At 64.4% G+C, this 16,800-nt stretch carries 14 protein-coding genes and 1 tRNA gene; 6 read left to right on the top strand and 9 right to left on the bottom strand.

Features of this window, described 5'->3' with window-relative positions; all coding sequences use genetic code 11:
* Positions 1-31: 31 nt before the first annotated feature.
* The 6 genes from ACK4R0_RS02240 to ACK4R0_RS02215 all read right to left on the bottom strand — a co-directional run bounded on the left by ACK4R0_RS02240 (position 32) and on the right by ACK4R0_RS02215 (position 9,022).
* Positions 32-1,171 carry an ATP-binding protein gene (locus ACK4R0_RS02240; protein WP_409669567.1) on the bottom strand — a complete coding sequence of 380 codons (1,140 nt, stop codon included), beginning with the start codon at positions 1,169-1,171 and terminating at the stop codon, positions 32-34.
* Entirely contained in the window at positions 1,171-1,731 is a 561-nt protein-coding gene (locus ACK4R0_RS02235; RefSeq protein WP_409669564.1) for a chemotaxis protein CheB, read from the bottom strand. The genes ACK4R0_RS02240 and ACK4R0_RS02235 overlap by 1 nt, the downstream gene beginning before the upstream one ends.
* A complete protein-coding gene (locus tag ACK4R0_RS02230; RefSeq protein WP_409669561.1) occupies positions 1,728-2,567 on the bottom strand; it encodes a CheR family methyltransferase in 840 nt (279 codons plus the stop codon). Before ACK4R0_RS02230 ends, ACK4R0_RS02235 begins: the two co-directional genes overlap by 4 nt.
* Positions 2,552-5,983 carry a response regulator gene (locus tag ACK4R0_RS02225; protein WP_409669558.1) on the bottom strand — a complete coding sequence of 1,144 codons (3,432 nt, stop codon included), beginning with the start codon at positions 5,981-5,983 and terminating at the stop codon, positions 2,552-2,554. Before ACK4R0_RS02225 ends, ACK4R0_RS02230 begins: the two co-directional genes overlap by 16 nt.
* 161 nt (positions 5,984-6,144) lie before the next feature.
* Positions 6,145-8,496, bottom strand: coding sequence for a putative bifunctional diguanylate cyclase/phosphodiesterase (locus ACK4R0_RS02220; protein ID WP_409669555.1), 2,352 nt, complete (start codon positions 8,494-8,496; stop codon positions 6,145-6,147).
* Positions 8,497-8,503: 7 nt separating this feature from the next.
* Positions 8,504-9,022 (bottom strand): methylamine utilization protein, encoded by a 519-nt coding sequence (locus ACK4R0_RS02215; protein ID WP_409669553.1) that lies wholly within the window; start codon positions 9,020-9,022, stop codon positions 8,504-8,506.
* A 316-nt stretch (positions 9,023-9,338) separates the two neighbouring features.
* Between ACK4R0_RS02215 and ACK4R0_RS02210 the strand changes: the two genes are divergently transcribed.
* Positions 9,339-10,229: a DUF3034 family protein gene (locus tag ACK4R0_RS02210; RefSeq protein WP_409669550.1), complete on the top strand. Its 891-nt coding sequence runs from the start codon at positions 9,339-9,341 to the stop codon at positions 10,227-10,229.
* A 22-nt stretch (positions 10,230-10,251) separates the two neighbouring features.
* Complete coding sequence (locus ACK4R0_RS02205) at positions 10,252-10,785, top strand: group I truncated hemoglobin (RefSeq protein WP_409669547.1); 534 nt, start codon at positions 10,252-10,254, stop codon at positions 10,783-10,785.
* 499 nt (positions 10,786-11,284) lie between these two features.
* Here ACK4R0_RS02205 and ACK4R0_RS02200 read toward each other — a convergent pair.
* Positions 11,285-11,371 (bottom strand) — tRNA-Leu (locus ACK4R0_RS02200).
* A 227-nt stretch (positions 11,372-11,598) separates the two neighbouring features.
* Here ACK4R0_RS02200 and ACK4R0_RS02195 point away from each other — a divergent pair.
* Positions 11,599-12,546 carry a complex I NDUFA9 subunit family protein gene (locus ACK4R0_RS02195; RefSeq protein ID WP_409669544.1) on the top strand — a complete coding sequence of 316 codons (948 nt, stop codon included), beginning with the start codon at positions 11,599-11,601 and terminating at the stop codon, positions 12,544-12,546.
* Between the two features lie 21 nt (positions 12,547-12,567).
* Here ACK4R0_RS02195 and ACK4R0_RS02190 read toward each other — a convergent pair whose 3' ends face one another.
* Positions 12,568-13,164, bottom strand: a complete 597-nt coding sequence (locus ACK4R0_RS02190; protein ID WP_409669542.1) for a TetR/AcrR family transcriptional regulator — start codon at positions 13,162-13,164, stop codon at positions 12,568-12,570.
* A 56-nt stretch (positions 13,165-13,220) separates the two neighbouring features.
* Between ACK4R0_RS02190 and ACK4R0_RS02185 the strand changes: the two genes are divergently transcribed.
* Entirely contained in the window at positions 13,221-14,135 is a 915-nt protein-coding gene (locus tag ACK4R0_RS02185; protein ID WP_409669539.1) for a metal-dependent hydrolase, read from the top strand.
* A 208-nt stretch (positions 14,136-14,343) separates the two neighbouring features.
* On the opposite strand, the gene recR is transcribed toward ACK4R0_RS02185, so the two are convergent.
* Complete coding sequence (gene recR / locus ACK4R0_RS02180; protein ID WP_409669536.1) at positions 14,344-14,940, bottom strand: recombination mediator RecR; 597 nt, start codon at positions 14,938-14,940, stop codon at positions 14,344-14,346.
* A 56-nt stretch (positions 14,941-14,996) separates the two neighbouring features.
* On the opposite strand from recR, the gene fmt reads away from it, so the two are divergent.
* On the top strand, positions 14,997-16,055 hold the full coding sequence (gene fmt / locus ACK4R0_RS02175) for a methionyl-tRNA formyltransferase (RefSeq protein WP_409669533.1): 1,059 nt from the start codon (positions 14,997-14,999) through the stop codon (positions 16,053-16,055).
* Entirely contained in the window at positions 16,052-16,798 is a 747-nt protein-coding gene (gene truA / locus ACK4R0_RS02170; RefSeq protein ID WP_409669530.1) for a tRNA pseudouridine(38-40) synthase TruA, read from the top strand. Before fmt ends, truA begins: the two co-directional genes overlap by 4 nt.
* Positions 16,799-16,800 lie beyond the last annotated feature (2 nt).

Genomic DNA, 16,800 nt, shown 5'->3' with positions numbered 1-16,800 from the left:
CCTGTCGCGCTGGGGGGCAGGCAATCCGGCATCAATCGATCGTGGGAAGGCACACCTCGAACGTGCTGCCCTGCCCCGGCGCGCTATGTTTCAGGCGGATGGTGCCGCCGTGCAGCTCGACCAGCTGCTTGACGAGCGCCAGCCCGATCCCCAGACCATCCTGCTTCACAGTGCCGTTGACTTCGGCCTGCTCGAAAATGCCGAAAATCCGGTCCTGCTGATCGGGCGCGATGCCGATGCCGTTGTCACTGACCTCGATCCACGCGGTGCCGTCTTCGACCCGCGCCGACACCCGGATCTCGCCTGCGGCCGGGGTGTATTTGGCAGCATTGCTCACCAGATTGCCGATGATCTGCGCCATGCGGGCGTGATCGGCGTCGAGCAGCACCGGTCCCGGCGGAAGATCGACATGCAGCCTATGCCCTGCCTCGTCGATCGCCGGGCGCGATGTCTCGACAGCGAATGCCAGCACCTCGTTGAGGTCGAGCCGTTCGAGCTGGAGTGAAATCTTGCCTTGCTCGATCCGCGAGATATCGAGCAGATCCTCGACCAGCCGGGTCATGTGCGTCAGATAGCGGCGCATAGAGGTGCGGATCTCGCCTTCGACCGGCTCCCCCTTGCGGCGCTCGAGCATCACCAGGCCCGCATTCAGCGCCATGATCGGGTTTCGCAGTTCATGCCCCAGCACCGCGAGGAAGCGGTTCTTCTGGATGTCGGCCTGCTTCAGCGACTCGGTCAGCGCGGCAAGCTCGTCGCGCTGCGCCGCCAGCTGCCGCCGCTGGTTGTAGAGCTCGAGAAACACGCGCGCCTTGGACCGCAGGATGTCGGCCTCGATCGGCTTCTGGATGAAGTCCACCGCGCCGGCCTCATAGCCCTTGAACCGCCGCGTGCCGTCGCCTGCGCCTGCTGTCACGAAGATGATCGGGATGTGCCGCGATCGTTCGCTGTTGCGCATGAACTCGGCCAGCTCGAAGCCGTCCATGCCGGGCATCTGGACATCGAGAAACGCCAGCGCATAGTCCTTGACCAGCAGCAGTTCGAGCGCCTCCTCGCCGCTGCGCGCGGTATCGCAGCTCAGCCCCTCGCGCCGCAGCAGCGCGTTCAGGGCGATCAGATTTTCCTCAAGGTCATCGACCAGCAGGATACGGACGGGTTCGTCAGCGATCGACATCACGCCGCCTCCTGCCGCAGGTGCAGGACAATCTCGTCGATGCTCAGCGCCCTGGCCTCCGGGCAGGCCGCCAGCGCGGCAAGCGGCATGGTGGGCACTTCGGCGGTCTGCGGGTCCTGGACGATGGCGGTCCCGCCCGCCGCGCCGATCGCACGCAGCCCCTGGGCGCCATCATGATTGGCGCCGGTCAGGATGATGCCGGTCACATCGTGCTCCAACGCGTCAGCGGCGGTTTCGAAAAGCACGTCGATCGCCGGCCGCGAGTAGTTGACGGGTTCATCAGAGGACAAGGTAATCGACATGTTTTTCTCAAGCAGCAGATGATAGCCGGGAGGAGCAAAATAGACCGTTCCTTGCTGAAGCATTTCCTTATCCTCTGCCTCTTTAACCTCCAAAACGCATCTTGATTGCAACAATTCGACAAGAAGGCTGTCGTTGCGTTGCGGCACGTGGAGGACGATCAGGATCGGACATCCGAATTGCGACGGCAGACCGGTGAGAATCGCAGACAGCGCCTGCACCCCGCCGGCCGACGCGCCGATGACGATCGCCCGGGTCATGAACCGGTCCGCTGATAGATTTTCTCTTCGCGCACGAAATCGCAGAAGGCATCGGCGTGCGACGAAAACCGCAGGCTCTCCTTCGACCCCAGCCCCAGAAAGCCCCGACGTGCAAGCGAATCGCGAAACAGGCCGACGGCGCGGTCCTGCAGTTCGCGGTCGAAATAGATCAGCACGTTGCGGCAGGAGATCAGGTGCATCTCTCCGAATGCGGCATCGGTGACCAGGCTGTGGTCGGAAAAGACGACCTGGCTGCACAACGCCTTGTCGAACACCGCACGCCCGTAATTGGCGGTGTAATAATCGGACAGCGAAGACCTCCCGCCCGACTGCTGGTGATTTTCGGTGAACAGCCGGATGCGGTCGAGCGGATACACCCCGGCCTGCGCCGCCTTGAGCGCGGTCGGGTTGATATCGGTGGCATAGAACATCGTCTTCCTGGCCAGCCCCTCCTCGTGGAACAGGATCGCCAGAGAGTACAGCTCCTCGCCATTGCTGCACCCTGCGACCCAGACCTTGAGCGAAGGATAGGTCTGCAGGTGCGGGATGACCTTCTCGCGCAGCGCCCGGAAGTAGGACGGATCACGAAACATCTCGCTGACCTGCACCGTCAGGAAATCGAGCAGCCGCGGCAGCAGTGTGGGGTCGCGCAGCACCGCAGACTGAATCTCGGAGATGCTGTCATAGCCCAGCTGGACACGCGCCTGCAGCAGCCGGCGCTTGATAGATGCGCGGGCATAATGCCGGAAATCATAGTGATAATGCTGGTACAGCGCCTCCAGCAGCAACTCGATTTCGATGTCCTCGATCGAGCTGGTCACTAGCGCGGCATCCATACCCGGACCAGCGACAGCAGCTTGTCGACATCGATGGGCTTGGCCATGTAATCGTTGGCGCCCGCATCGAGGCAGTTCTGCTGGTCATCCGGCATCGCCTTGGCGGTCAGCATGATGACCGGCAGCTTGGCCCATTTGGGGTTGCTGCGCAGCGTGCGTACCGCAGTCAGCCCGTCCATGACCGGCATCATCACATCCATCAGCACAAGGTCGATCGGTTTGTCGGCCCCGTCGGCGCTTGCTTCCAGAATATCGAGTGCCTCCTGGCCATTGCGCGCGATCCTGGCGATGACACCGCGCGGCTCCAGAACGCTGGTGAGCGAATACACGTTGCGCACGTCATCCTCGACGATGAGGACCTGTCGTCCTTCCAGCGCCGCATCGCGATGCCGGGCCTTTTCGAGCATCCGGCGCTGTTCGGGCGGCATTTCGGCGACGACCTGGTGGAGGAACAGCGAAACCTCGTCGAGCAGCCGTTCGGGCGACTTGGCGCCCTTGATGATGATCGAGCTCGAATAGCGACGCAGGCGCTGCTCTTCCTCGGCGGTCAGGTCGCGTCCGGTATAGATGATCACCGGCGGATAAGCGCGGTCGCTGTCCTGGCTTAGCTCCTCAAGCAGCGAAAAGCCCGACGCATCGGGAAGCGCCAGATCGAGCACCATGCAGTCGAACGGCTCGCTCCTGAGCAGTTCGAGGCACTTGGCCACCGTTCCCACGCCTACGGTTTCGACGTCCTGCGACTTGAGCAGTTCGGACACTGCATCGCGTTGGACATCGTTGTCCTCGACGATCAGCACCCGGCGCACCGAGGATGCCAGTTTCTGCTGAAGCCCGGCAAGCACCTCGGCCAGCCGTTCGCGCTGCACCGGCTTTTCCAGATAGCCGATCGCCCCAAGCGCCAACGCTGTCTGACTCTGATCGGCACCGGAGATGACGTGGATCGGGATGTGCCTGGTTTCATCCTGATGCTTGAGATGGTCGAGCACGGTCAACCCCGACTGATCGGGCAGGCCGATATCGAGGACGATCGCGCTGGGCTTGTAGTCGCGCGCGACGTCGATCGCCTCTTGCGCGGTCCCGGCGACGATGCACTGGAAGCCCAGCTCGTGCGAGAGGTCGCACACGATCGAGGCGAAGGTCGCGTCGTCCTCGATCACCAGCAGCAGCCGCTTGCCGGTGTCGAGCGCGTTGCGGTCATCCTTTATACCGGCCGGCCGCGGCTTGACAGCCGGACGGCGCCGCGTCGGTGGCGGGCTGGCCACCGCCGGCTGCGGCGCTGCGCGCGCCTGTTCGCGCACTGGCACCTTCGACGGGTCATAGGTTTCAGGGATGGTCAGCGTGAACCGGCTGCCTGCGCCGACCTCGCTCTCCACCGTGATCGCGCCGCCGAGCAGCCGGGCGAGCTCGCGCGAGATCGAAAGACCCAGCCCCGTGCCGCCATATCTGCGGCTGATCGAACCATCGGCCTGCTGGAACGCATCGAAGATGCTGTCCTGCTGTTCTTTGGTGATGCCGATGCCGGTGTCCGCGACCGTCAGCGCGACGCAGTCGTTGTCGGCCGACGCCACGGTCAGCCGCACGCTGCCGCTTTCGGTAAACTTGAGCGCGTTCGACATCAGGTTCTTGAGGATCTGTTCCACGCGCATCCGGTCGGTCTCGATGATGCGGGGGCAGTCTTCGGACTGTTCCAGCGTCAGCGTCAGGCCGCGCTCGTCGGCAATGGGCTGGAAGACCTTCTGCAGATCGTTCAGCAGCCGGTCCAAGGGCACCGAAACCGGCTGGATTTCGATATGCCCCGCCTCGATCTTGGACAGGTCGAGAATGTCGTTGATCAGGTTGAGCAGGTCGTTGCCCGACGACTGGATCGTCTGCGCGAAGCGGACCTGCTCCGGCGACAGATTGCCATCGGGGTTGTCGCCGAGCAGCTTGGAGAGGATCAGCAGCGAATTGAGCGGGGTGCGCAGTTCGTGGCTCATGTTCGCCAGGAAGTCGGTCTTGTACTGGCTCGCCTGTTCAAGCTCGCGCGCCTTGAGCTGCAAGGTGGCGCTGGCGCGTTCGAGTTCGTCGCGCTGGGTTTCGAGCGTCTGCGCCTGCTCCTCGAGCTGGCTGTTGGTCTGCTCGAGCTCGACCTGCTGCAGCTCGAGCCGCGCCTGCGATTCGCGCAGCGCCGACCCCTGTTCCTCGAGTTCCTCGTTCGAGACCCGCAGCTCTTCCGATTGCGCCTGCAGTTCGCCGGCCTGGCGCTGCGTTTCCTCGAGCGCATCCTGCAGCCGCTCGCGGAACCGCGCCGAGCGCAGCGCGATGCCGATGGCGCCGGACGCCTCTTCAAGCAGTTCGAGCACGACATCGTCCACCGGCTCGAAGAACCCGAGCTCGATCACGGCATTGACCGCATCGTCGGCCTTGGCCGGAGCGATCACCAGGTGGCGAGGTTCGGAGCGGCCGAGCGACGATCCGATCGTCAGATACCCCGGCGGCACGTCGCTCAGCACCTTGATGCGGCCATCGACCGCGACCTGGCCCAGCAACCCTTCATTGAGCGCAAACTGCTCGGGAAGATCGGCATCGCCAGGCACACCGAGCATGTTGGCGCGGCGGAAGTTGCCACCCTCCCCCTTGAACAGCGCACCGGCCGGGCTGCCGGTCCGTTCGTGCAGGAAGGACAGGATAGCGGCGGCGAGCTCCGGAATGGTCTTGTCGCCCATCATCGCCTTGGCGAGATCGGCCTGCGCGACCTGAAGCCACTGCTGGCGTTCGCGGGTCCGGGTGTTGCGCACGAACAGGATGAAGATGGCTATGGTCAGCGCGATCCCGCTGAGGCTGGTGATGACGGCACTGACGATCGCCGACCGCGAGGCGGCCGCCATCGCATCGAGCCGGGTTTGGCGGATCCGCTGCTCCTCGCGGGTCATGCGGGCAATCTGCTGGCGAATGTCGTCCATGACATTCTTCCCGCGATCGGTGTTCAGCGCCGCGATCGCCGCCTCGATTCCGCCGGTCTTCCGCAACTCGATGACCTCGGCCATGATCCGCATTCTGGCGGCGACCCGGTTTTCCAGCGCGGACAGATTTTCTCTCTGCTCGGCATTTGCGCGCGTCAGCGTGTCGAGCTTGCGCAGCTCGTCGTCGGCCCGTGCGACGCCATCGGAATAAGGCTCAAGATAGGCCTCCCGCCCTGTCAGCAGATAGCCGCGCTGTCCGGTTTCGGCGTCGAGCATCGCAGCCAGAACATCGTCGAGCGTGGTCAGCACGACATGCGTGCGCCGAATGTCGCGCTCGCTCGCGCGCACATTCTCGATGTTCAGAAAGGCGACGGCGGCGCTGATCGCGAAAAAGGCGATGCCGATAACCAGCCCCACGACCGCCCATCTGTTGGCAACGCTTTGGGCATGCGGCTTGGCGCTGGCTTTTGTCACTCTGTCTCTTCTCACAAACCTAAAGGCCGCCTTGCTTAGCCAAGAGAGGCGACGATGCACAAGGCCACAACGCCTGGCGTCGTTTCGCCCGCCTTGTGCCTGCCATGGTCAAATTGCGATCGAGAGTAAAGTTTCCCCGCACAAATCCGCCCCCCGGCGGGTCAAGCCACCTTGGTCTGTGCCTTGATTGCTTGCAGAATGGAGTGGCCGGGCTTCGCGTACCGCATGTTGGCAATCATCGCGTCGACCTGATCGATGGCCACCGGCCGGCTGAAGAAGTAGCCCTGGATGTTCGAGCAGCCCTGCGACAGCAACGCCTCAAGCTGGTCGTTGTGCTCGACGCCTTCGGCAATCGTTTCCATCCCCAAAGCTGACGCCAACGCCGTGATCGCGCCAATGATCGCGCGCGCGCTGGCGTCGGTGGCCAGATCGTCGACGAAGCTCTTGTCGATCTTGATCTTGTCGAACGGGAACGAGCGCAGATAATTGAGCGAGCTGTAGCCGGTTCCGAAATCGTCGAGCGCGATCCGCACACCGCATTCACGCAGCGCGTTCAGCATCGCCGTGGTGCGATCGACGTTGTCGATGAACAGCGATTCGGTGACTTCCAGCTCCAGCCGGTTCGGCGCCAGCCCGGCTGCGTCCAGCGCCTGCATGACCATCAGCGGCAAGCCGGCGTTCTTGAACAGGACCGGCGAAAGGTTGACCGCGATCCGCACGTCATCCGGCCAGTCGCGCGCGCGCTGGCACGCCTCTTTCATCACCCATTCGCTGATCGGAATGATGAGGCCGGTATCCTCGGCCAGCGGAATGAATTCGACGGGCGAAACCAGCCCTCGCAACGGATGCTGCCAGCGGATCAGGGCCTCGAAGCCGATGACGCGGTTCTTCTCAAGGCTGAACAGCGGCTGGTAATTGAGGTGGAACTGTCCCTCGCGCACCGCCTCGCGCATGTCGATTTCCATCTGGTGGCGCCTGCGCGCTTCCAGGTCCATCGTCTGCTCGAAGAAGCACGAACAGTTCCGCCCCTCGTTCTTGGCACGATAGAGCGCCAGATCGGCATTCTTGATCAGATCGTCGGGGCACTGCCCATCACTGGGCGCCACCGCGATGCCGATGCTGCAGCCGGTCTCCAGCCGATGCCCGGACACATCGAACGGCGCCTGGAAAACTGCGCTGACCCGGTCAGCCAGCAATCCAAGATTGGTGGCGGGGTCGATCTGATCGATCAGGATGGCGAACTCGTCCCCACCCTGGCGGCTGATCAACGCGCCGCCGATGCTGTCACGCAGCCGGTCGGCGACAGCGCGCAGCAGCTCATCGCCCACTGGGTGGCCCAGCGTGTCGTTGACCGCCTTGAAGTTGTCGAGATCGAAATACATCACGACGATGCGTTCGTCGCGGGTCCGCCGTGCCAGCGCGAACTCCAGCTGCTCGGCAAACAGTTTGCGGTTGGGCAGCCCGGTCAGTTCATCGTGCAGCGCAATGTGGGTGATCCTCTCCTCGCGCTCCTTGATCGAATCGACCATGAAATTGAAGCTGTGGGCGAGCCTGCCGACCTCGTCATGCGAGGTGATCGCAACCTTGGCGCGCGATCCGTCGCTGATTGCGCGCGCCGCACGGTCCAGCGCGGCGATTGGCCGCGTGATGCCGCGCGATACGAACGCGCCGATGGCGCTCGAGATCAGCAGCCCGATGCCGCTCAATGCCATCAGCAGATATTTGATCGGCGCGTATTGCTCCAGCGCGGTGCTCAGCGCGTAGCGCAGCACCAGCCGAGGCTTGAGGCCGTTGCCCAGCGCCGGCAGCGGCTTGGACCAATACAGCGTGCGCTCACCCCGGATGCTGGTTTCCACCGGGGCCTCGCCGCTTGCCTGCGCCAGGGTGATGCCGCCTGGCAGCGCGCCGCCGGTGCGGATCCGGGCGGCCATGCCCGCAGGTGCAAGCCGTGCCATATCGCGCATCGCAGCGGCATCGAGCGGCCGCGCAAGCACCAGCCATCCGGCAAGATCGGGGATCAGGATGGGCGCCGCCACGGCATTATAGAAACGCCCTCCGGCCTGGAAAATCCCGCGATCGGTCCCTGAATCCACCGCCTCCCACAGCATATCCTGTTCTGCCGGTGTCAGCGCAGTGCCGGTGCTGACGAAATCGCCCTGCAGCGGCACCATGATGGCGACCGGCGCGTCGGCACGCACGCGCAGGCTATCGAGCGCGCTGGCGATCGTGGGCTGGTCGCTGATTGCGAACGCCTCGCGAAACCCGAAGTCCGCCGCCAGCACATCGGCAGAGGTACGCATCTGGCCGGCCTGCAGTTCGAGGATCTTGTCGAAGGTTGCCGCGCTGGTCGCCATCTCGCTGGTGGCGACACCCTCGGCATAACGCTCGACGCCACCGGTCGCGACGATGATGAATGCGCCGAAGGTCAGCGCGATGACGACCGCGTACCACAGGGTGATACGCGTCGCGAGCGAGCGAAAACGGGCGGGAGAGGACGCGATGGTCAGCGGCATTGCACGGTTACTTGAGCGGCCGCAGGTCAACGGCAACCGCGCGCGTCGTCGCCTGCCCTGCGGCAAGCGTTACAGCTTCCGAATGCTCGCCGGTGCGGCTGCGCAGAGCGGGGTGCCACACGGTGACGGTTGCAGCGCCGCCAGGAAGCTGGGCAATCCTGACCTGGCCGTTGTGATCGGTCTTGGCGGCATAAGGCGTGTCGACCACCTTGATATAGCCGCGCATCTCATCGTGGATCTTGCAGCCCAGCGAGACGCTGCCGGGCACCGCAAAGCTGTGGGTGCGGGTCTCGTCGCGACCATAAAGCTGGATGTCTATCTTGGCCGCCTTGGAAAAGCTGTAGATGCTGTGGCGCACCTTGTCGAGATTGGGGAAACGCACCGTGGCGCCGACAGGCACGATCAGCGTACCGGGACTGAACGCGATGTTCTGCTGCGCCATATCGTTCTTCCAGCCGAAACGGATCGGGCCGGTAGCGCCTCCGGTCTTGGGATAGACCATCACCACCGCATCTTTGACAGGCATGCCATTGGCCTGTTTGACGGACAGCGTCAGCGTGGAGCTAGCGGACGCCTGCGATGACGCTGTGCCAGGTAGCGCAACCGCGGCGAAAACAAGGGCAAGGGCGACAGGAAAACGAAGAGCATGCATCGCGCGGTCATAAGCGCCGACAGGTTAAGAAATACTCGCCGAGCCCATCCGTCAGCACAACGAATCCGTCCGCACCACCACCCCAGCCGATCGGCAGGTTTTCTGCTCCTTGGAGCCTTATTCCGGCTGCCTTGCGCCTGTGAGGCCGTGGTTAACCATTCCTTAGGTCCAGCAAATTAGCGCGAAGGGCATGTCTGCTTTTTCTGCTCTGCGGGTCGCTGCGCTTCTGTCCAGCCTCCCCGCCTTCGCCCTCATTTTTGCCCCGGCTCATGCGCAGGAACTGCGCAATGGCGGCAAGCTGCTGCTCACCAACGGTGTCAGCACCATCGAGGGTTCGGGCGGTGGCGGGCTTGCCACCTGGAGCACGATCGCAGGCAATGCCACGCAGGAAGGCATCGGCGGATCGGTGCATGGCACCGTGATCGAACTGCCCGACTACAACTGGACAAGCTACGGCGTGGCGCTGGGCTTCTTCGACCGGGTAGAGCTCAGCTATGCGCGGCAGAATCTCGACACGATCGATATCGGCACGGCCCTGGGCCTGGGCCGGGGCTATACGCTCAACCAGGACGTGTTCGGCGCCAAGCTCAGGCTGGCCGGCGACGTCGTCTATGGCGACGCGCTGATGCCGCAGATCGCCATCGGCGTGCAGCACAAGCGGTCGAGCGATGCTGCGGTGGTCGCGGCAGTCGGCGGCGGATCGCCCAACGGCACCGATTTCTACATCAGCGCGACCAAGCTGTTCCTTTCGCAAAGCGTGCTCGCCAATGCGACCGTTCGTTTCACCAAGGCCAACCAGAATGGCCTGCTCGGCTTTGGCAGTGCTACCGCCGACGATCACCGACCGCAGTTCGAAGGATCGCTGGCTTATCAGTTCTCGCGGCGGTTTGTCGTCGGCGGCGAATATCGCACCAAGCCCGACAATCTTGCCATCGCCCGCGAGGATGACTGGGTCGACCTGTTTGCCGCTTATGCGCTGACCCGCAATGTCACGGTGACGGCCGCGTATGTCGATCTCGGCAGCATCGCCACGGCCGACAACCAGCGCGGCGCCTTCCTGTCGCTGCAAGCGGCGTTTTGAGTTTCGGGATAGGGATAAGGATATGATCAGCGTTGTTCTCGCCCTCACGCTTGCAGGCGTGCAGGACCAGCCCGTAGCGCCCGAGGCGCCAGAAGCAGCCGAGCCGCAGGCAGAGCCTCAGCGCAACCCCGTGACCGGCGAATTGCCCGTCGATCCCTATGACATGTCGAACGCCCATGCTGGCGCGGCGCCTTTTGCCGGCACCGGCATGCGCGATGCCTTCCATGGACAGGAGGGCATCCGCCGCATCGTGAAAACCATGGTTGATCGTGCGACATCCGACCCGCGGATTTCTGAAATCTTCGTCTCGCACGATCTCGTCCGCCTGCGCCGCACGCTGTTCGAACAGTTCTGCTACATCCTCAACGCCGGGTGCGACTATTCCGGGCGCGACATGGCCGCTTCGCACCAGGATCTGGGGGTCCAGATCGATGATCTCAATGTGCTGGTCGAGAACCTGCAGGCAGCGATGGCGGAAGAAAAGGTCAGCTTTGCAGCGCAAAACCGCTTCCTCGCCAAACTCGCCCCGATGAAGCGCGATGTCGTAACACGCTAATCTCGCCCCAGCCGCCTGGCGTTCAGCGGCAACCAGCACCCGACACGCCTCCGGCAACCGCAAGCTCGCTGCTCAACAACGAGGGTTGCTGGCAATCCGGCATTATTGAGCATGCCCTCGCGCACAAGGACCGAGATGCCCTCCGCGCGATATATAACCGCACAACCTATTGGTCGGCGCGCGCGGAAATGATGCAGGCGTGGAGTGACCGGCTGGGCGCGCTTAGGAAGGGCGAATTCAAATTGGCCCTGATAGCCTAATTCATACCCACGGCGATGATGATTCGCGAGTTGCGCTACCGACTAAGCTATGGGGCGACAATCATCACCGAAGGCAAAGGTGGGGCCAAAATTCGGCCCCCAAAATGGCCCCACTTTTAGCCCCACATTGGCACCGGATGGCCCCACATTGCGTCGGACTTGTCCGAACTCGGCATTGTAAAAAACGTTGACTTCCCGGGGACTTGGCCCATTCGCGAGGCGCTCAGCGAATGGGTGAATGGTGCCCAGAAGAGGACTCGAACCTCCACGCCCTTGCGAGCGCCAGCACCTGAAGCTGGTGCGTCTACCAATTCCGCCATCTGGGCACGGGGTAGGAGCGGGCCACTAGCCGCTCTGTTTGCACCCGTCAACCGCCCGCGGACGTTCCGCGCAAAAGAAATTGCGCGCAGGGCATGGCGCGGCGTGGCAGATTAGCGCAATTGGGCCGTTGCCTCTGGCGATAGGCTGATGCAAAGGCGAGGCGGATGCCGCAGGGCGCCGATCCTGACGCGGTCGGTGCAGCAGCAAAGCACGCACATCACGGGAATGACACATGCGCGACACGTTGATCACGATCTTTGGCGGCGGCGGGTTTCTGGGCCGCCATATCACCCAGCATCTGACCGCAGCAGGCGCGCGGGTACGCATTGCCCAGCGCAACATCCGCATCGCGCAGGACATCAAGCCGCTCGGCAATCTGGGCCAGACCCAGCTGGTCGCGACCGACATCACCAAACCCGATTCGGTGGCGCGCGCGGTGCACGGCGCCGATGCGGTGATCAATCTGGTGGGGATCTTGAAAGGCGATTTCGACGCAATCCATCATGTCGGCGCCGGCAACGTCGCGCAAGCGGCAGCTGCCGCGGGTTGCGCGGCTCTGGTGCATGTGTCGGCGATCGGTGCCGATGCGCAGTCCAAGAGCGCTTATGGCCGCAGCAAGGCGCATGGTGAGGCCGCGGTGCGTGCTGCGTTCCCCGGTGCCACGATCCTGCGTCCGTCTATCGTGTTCGGCCGCGAGGACCAGTTCGTCAACCGCTTTGCCGGGCTGATCGCGTCGCTGCCGATGGTGCCGGTGATCGGCGGCAAGGCGAAGTTTCAGCCGGTCTATGTCGATGACGTCGCCCAGGCAGTGACGATGAGCATCGCCGATCCCGCACGCTTTGGTGGGCACCTGTTCGAACTGGGCGGACCCGAAGCGATCAGCATGGCCGAACTCAATGCGCGGATCGCCAAGGAGATCGGCGTGGATCGCAGCTTCGTCGCCATGCCCGACGGCATATCGGGCCTGATGGCTGGCCTCACCGGATGGCTGCCCGGCGCACCGATCACCCGTGACCAATGGGCCATGCTGCAGACCGACAACGTCGTTGCGCCCGGTTCGGCGGGGCTCGAGGCGTTCGGCATCAAGTCCACGCCGATGGCCGCGGTGATCGGCGACTATCTCGTGCGTTTCCGCAAGCACGGCCGCTTCGGCGTACGCACCAAGAACAGGCCGGGCTGAACGCGCCGCGACAGGGCGCTGTCAGGCCGGCTGCTCGGCCACCCAAAGCGCCAGCGATGCGCTGAGCTGGCGTTCGGCCTGCACCCGCGCGGTATCGCGGTTCAGACCCAATGCGCCCGACAACTGCGCTCCCATCAGCGCATCGCCCAGCGCCATGGTGCACAGCACCAGCGTATCCTCATGCAGGGTGCGCCCCTCGGGCCCATGTTCGGCGAGTTCATCGACCAATTGGTGGATCGCCTCGACGATGGGGTCGAGCGCATCCTCGTTGCCCGACAGCAGCATCCAGCAAGCCAGCGCCCCTGCCCCTTCCCGGTCGAACGCATCGAACGCCAGATCGACGATCTCGCGCGTGGCCCCCTCGCCGCTGCGCAGCTTGACCACCGCCGCGCCGATCGTCTGGCAGATCGCCTGCGCCAGATATTCCGCCAGTGCCTTTTGCAAGCCCGATGCCGAGCCGAAATGGTGCAGCAGGTTGGCGTGCGTGCGTCCGATGCGCCCGGACACGGCCTTCAACGTCACTGCCTGCGGCCCGGTTTCGATCAGCAGGTCGCGGGCGGCGCCCAGAGCAGCGGAGCGGCTTTCTTCGGGACTCAGCCGTCTTTTCGCTATTGACATCTATGTAAGTAACCTTATTCTCAAATAAGCAACACTCCAGCATTATGGACCCCGCCATGAACGCTCCGCAATCCTTTTCAGCGCCCGCACCGATCGATCGCCAGCACACGCCTGCCGATCTTGAACTGGTGATCCGTGACCGCCGCTTCGGCCGCGATTCGAAGCAGCGGCGCTGGTGGATGGGCGGCGATCCGATCGGCACTGCGTTCTACAATGCGCTGTCTGTCACCTTCCCCAAGGGCGAGGCGTTCTTCATCGAAAGCGTCAAGGCGTTCCGCGATGGCACCCCCGAGCGGCTGGCAAACGAGATCCGCGCGTTCGTGAAGCAGGAAATCAACCACACCCGCGAGCATGTCGCCTTCAACCGCCGGGTGGTCGAGGCCGGCTATGATGTCCGCGCGCTCGAGGCGCATGTCGATCAGGCGCTGGCGCTGACCCAGGGCAAGCCCAAGATCGCCAACCTCGCATCGACCATGGCGCTCGAGCATTTCACCGCGATCATCGCGCAGCAACTGCTCGCCGACCCCCGGCACCTCGAAAACGCCGATACCGAATCGCGTGATCTGTGGCGCTGGCATGCGATGGAAGAGATCGAGCACAAGGGTGTCGCCTTCGACACCTGGAACCACGCAACCAAGGACTGGAGCCGCTGGCAGCGCTGGAAGGTCAAGTCGTTGGTGATGCTGATCGTCACCAAGAACTTCACCGTGCATCGCTGGCGCGGCATGCTCGAACTTCTCCGCCAGGACGGCCTGACCGGCCCCAAGGTGTGGGCAAAGCTGTTCTGGTATGCGCTGGGCAACCCCGGCATGGTGCGCAAGATCATCGTGCCGTGGATCACCTATTTCCTGCCCGGCTTCCACCCGTGGAAGCACGACGACCGCCATCTGATCCAGCTTGCCGAAAGCGATTATCGTGACGCGGTGCTGGACAAGGGCGCGCCCGCACCGACGCTGGTTCCGGCGGAGTAAGGCTTTCCGCCCTTCTCTCATATATCGTCACCCCCGCGAAAGCGCGGGTCCCGCTTCTGCGCTGACGGTTCGGGAAAAAGCGGGATTCCTGCGTTCGCGGGAATGACGAATGAGGGCTGCGGTAGTCGAGGGACGTACGCGCGATGGTTTCCGATGACGTCCCTCGACTTCGCTCGGGACAAACGGGGAGAGGTGTTATCCGCAGCCCCTACACCATCGGCTTCCTCGCCCGCAGCGCCTGCGCTAGCGTGCCTTCATCGAGGTAATCGAGCTCGCCGCCCATCGGCAGGCCCTGCGCCAGCTGGGTAAGCCGCACCGGATAGCCCTCGAGCCGCTCGGCGAGGTAATGCGCCGTCGTCTGTCCCTCAAGCGTCGCGTTCATCGCCAGCACGACCTCGTCGATCCCGCCAGCAGCGACGCGCGCCACCAAGGACGCGACACCCAGATCCTCGGGCCCGATACCGTCGAGCGCTGACAATCGCCCGCCCAGCACATGATAGCGCCCGACGAACAGCCGCGAACGATCGAGCGCCCACAGGTCCGAGACCTCCTCGACGACGCACAGGCTGCGCGGGTCGCGCCGCGGATCGGTGCAGATGCCGCACGGGTTCTGCGTATCGACATTGCCGCACAGATCGCAGGTCGAAAGGTTGGCGCGCACCCGCTCCATTGCATCGACCAAGGGCGTGAACGCGGTCTCGCGCTTCTTGAGCAGGTACAGCACCGCCCGGCGCGCCGATCGCGGCCCCAGCCCGGGTAGCCGGGCGAGCGCGGTTGCCAGATCCTCAATCTCTTGCGATGCCATAGACTGAGCATTAGGGGTGCGCCTCACCGCCTGCAAAAGAAAAGTCACCCGTCATCATGCGCCTCGCCTTTATGGGAACCCCCGACTTCGCCGTGCCGACACTGCAGGCGCTGGTCGATGCCGGGCACGAGATCGCTGCGGTCTACAGCCAGCCGCCGCGCCCGGCCAATCGGGGCAAGAAGCTGACCCCCTCGCCTGTCCAGCACCGCGCCGAGCAACTGGGGATCGAGGTGCGCACGCCGGTTTCATTGAAGGGTGAGGACGAGAAGGCTGCGTTCGCGGCGCTGGGCCTCGATGCATGCGTTGTCGCGGCTTATGGCCTGATCCTGCCGCGCGCGGTGCTCGATGCGCCGCGTCATGGTTGTCTCAACGTCCATGGATCGCTGCTTCCGCGCTGGCGCGGGGCGGCGCCGGTGCAGCGCGCGATCCTCGCCGGTGACGCGATGACCGGCGTCACAATCATGCAGATGGAAGCGGGGCTCGACACCGGGCCGATGCTGCTCAAGGGCGAGACTCCGGTCGAAGGCAAGACGGCGGGCGAGCTGACGGCGGAGATCGCTCAGATCGGCGCGCGGCTGATGGTGCAGGTGCTGGGCGACCTTGCCGGCTATCCGCCCGAGGTGCAGCCGGACGACGGCGTGACCTATGCCGCCAAGATCGACAAGGCCGAGGCGCGGCTGGATTTTGCGCGGACCGCTGCAGAGGTCGAGCGCCAGGTGCGCGCGTTCAACCCGATGCCCGGCGCGTTCTTCGAGCTGAACGGCGAGCGGCTTCGCGTCCACGCGGCGGAAATCCCCCCCCTGCTCCCCTGCGAAGGCAGGAGCCCATCTCCTGACGGTGCGGCAACAAGCCATGGGGAGTCGGATGCCCAGACGCCTTCGTTGCCGACCCCATGGCCGCCCCACAATCCTGACAACAGCGGGAGATGGGCCCCTGCCTTCGCAGGGGACCAGCTTAGGCAAGCGGCCGGCACCATCCTCGACGACCGCCTGACAATCGCGTGTGCCGACGGCGCGATCCGCCCGGTGATCATCCAGCGCGCAGGGCGTCCGGCGATGCCGCTCGGGGACTTTCTGCGCGGCTTTTCCGTCGTCCCCGGCACGGTCATCGCATGACCCGGTTCGCACTGACGCTGGAGTTCGACGGCGCGCCCTATATGGGGCTGCAGCGCCAGCCGCACGGCCCCAGCATCCAGCAGCATGTCGAGGAAGCGGCGCAGGCGATCACCGGCGAGCAGGTGACGCTCCACGCCGCCGGGCGCACCGATGCCGGCGTCCACGCGCTGGCGATGCGCGCGCATCTCGATATCGAAAAAGCCATCGACCCCTTCCGGCTGATGGAGGCGCTCAACGCCAAGCTGCGCCCCGAGCCGATCGCGGTGCTCGCCTGCGAGACCGTGCCCGATGACTGGCACGCGCGCTTTTCGTGCCTGGGCCGGTCGTACATCTACCGCATCACCAACCGCCGCGCGCCGCTGACGCTCGAGCGCGGCAGGGCGTGGCAGGTCTCCGCCCCGCTCGATGCCAATGCGATGCACTATGCTGCGCAGCATCTTGTCGGCCATCACGACTTCACGACGTTCCGGTCGGTCCACTGCCAGGCGGCCAGCGCGGTCAAGACGCTCGATCGCCTGGACGTCGTGCGCGATGGCGACGAGATCGACATCCACGCCGCCGCGCGTTCGTTCCTGCACCATCAGGTCCGCTCGATGGTAGGATGCCTGGTGCTGGTCGGGCGCGGCAAATGGTCCGCCGATGACCTCAAGGCCGCGCTCGATGCCAAGGACCGCGCAGCGCTGGGGTTCAATGCCCCGCCCGATGGACTGTATTTTGCCGGAGCGGTTTACCCCGCGCCCTGAGC

This window comes from Blastomonas sp., assembly GCF_046294995.1.
Lineage (GTDB): Bacteria > Pseudomonadota > Alphaproteobacteria > Sphingomonadales > Sphingomonadaceae > Blastomonas.
Note: the sequence above shows the minus strand (reverse complement) of the source record. Positions and strands in the feature narration are given on the sequence as shown.

Bases quoted from the DNA above. Each gene is read 5' to 3' on its own strand.
- ACK4R0_RS02240 (WP_409669567.1), bottom strand. From the start codon at position 1,171: ATGTCGATCGCTGACGAACCCGTCCGTATCCTGCTGGTCGATGACCTT.
- ACK4R0_RS02235 (WP_409669564.1), bottom strand. From the start codon at position 1,731: ATGACCCGGGCGATCGTCATCGGCGCGTCGGCCGGCGGGGTGCAGGCG.
- ACK4R0_RS02230 (WP_409669561.1), bottom strand. From the start codon at position 2,567: ATGGATGCCGCGCTAGTGACCAGCTCGATCGAGGACATCGAAATCGAG.
- ACK4R0_RS02220 (WP_409669555.1), bottom strand. From the start codon at position 8,496: ATGCCGCTGACCATCGCGTCCTCTCCCGCCCGTTTTCGCTCGCTCGCG.
- ACK4R0_RS02215 (WP_409669553.1), bottom strand. From the start codon at position 9,022: ATGCCTGTCAAAGATGCGGTGGTGATGGTCTATCCCAAGACCGGAGGC.
- ACK4R0_RS02210 (WP_409669550.1), top strand. From the start codon at position 9,339: ATGTCTGCTTTTTCTGCTCTGCGGGTCGCTGCGCTTCTGTCCAGCCTC.
- ACK4R0_RS02205 (WP_409669547.1), top strand. From the start codon at position 10,252: ATGATCAGCGTTGTTCTCGCCCTCACGCTTGCAGGCGTGCAGGACCAG.
- ACK4R0_RS02195 (WP_409669544.1), top strand. From the start codon at position 11,599: ATGCGCGACACGTTGATCACGATCTTTGGCGGCGGCGGGTTTCTGGGC.
- ACK4R0_RS02190 (WP_409669542.1), bottom strand. From the start codon at position 13,164: ATGTCAATAGCGAAAAGACGGCTGAGTCCCGAAGAAAGCCGCTCCGCT.
- ACK4R0_RS02185 (WP_409669539.1), top strand. From the start codon at position 13,221: ATGAACGCTCCGCAATCCTTTTCAGCGCCCGCACCGATCGATCGCCAG.
- recR (WP_409669536.1), bottom strand. From the start codon at position 14,940: ATGGCATCGCAAGAGATTGAGGATCTGGCAACCGCGCTCGCCCGGCTA.
- fmt (WP_409669533.1), top strand. From the start codon at position 14,997: ATGCGCCTCGCCTTTATGGGAACCCCCGACTTCGCCGTGCCGACACTG.
- truA (WP_409669530.1), top strand. From the start codon at position 16,052: ATGACCCGGTTCGCACTGACGCTGGAGTTCGACGGCGCGCCCTATATG.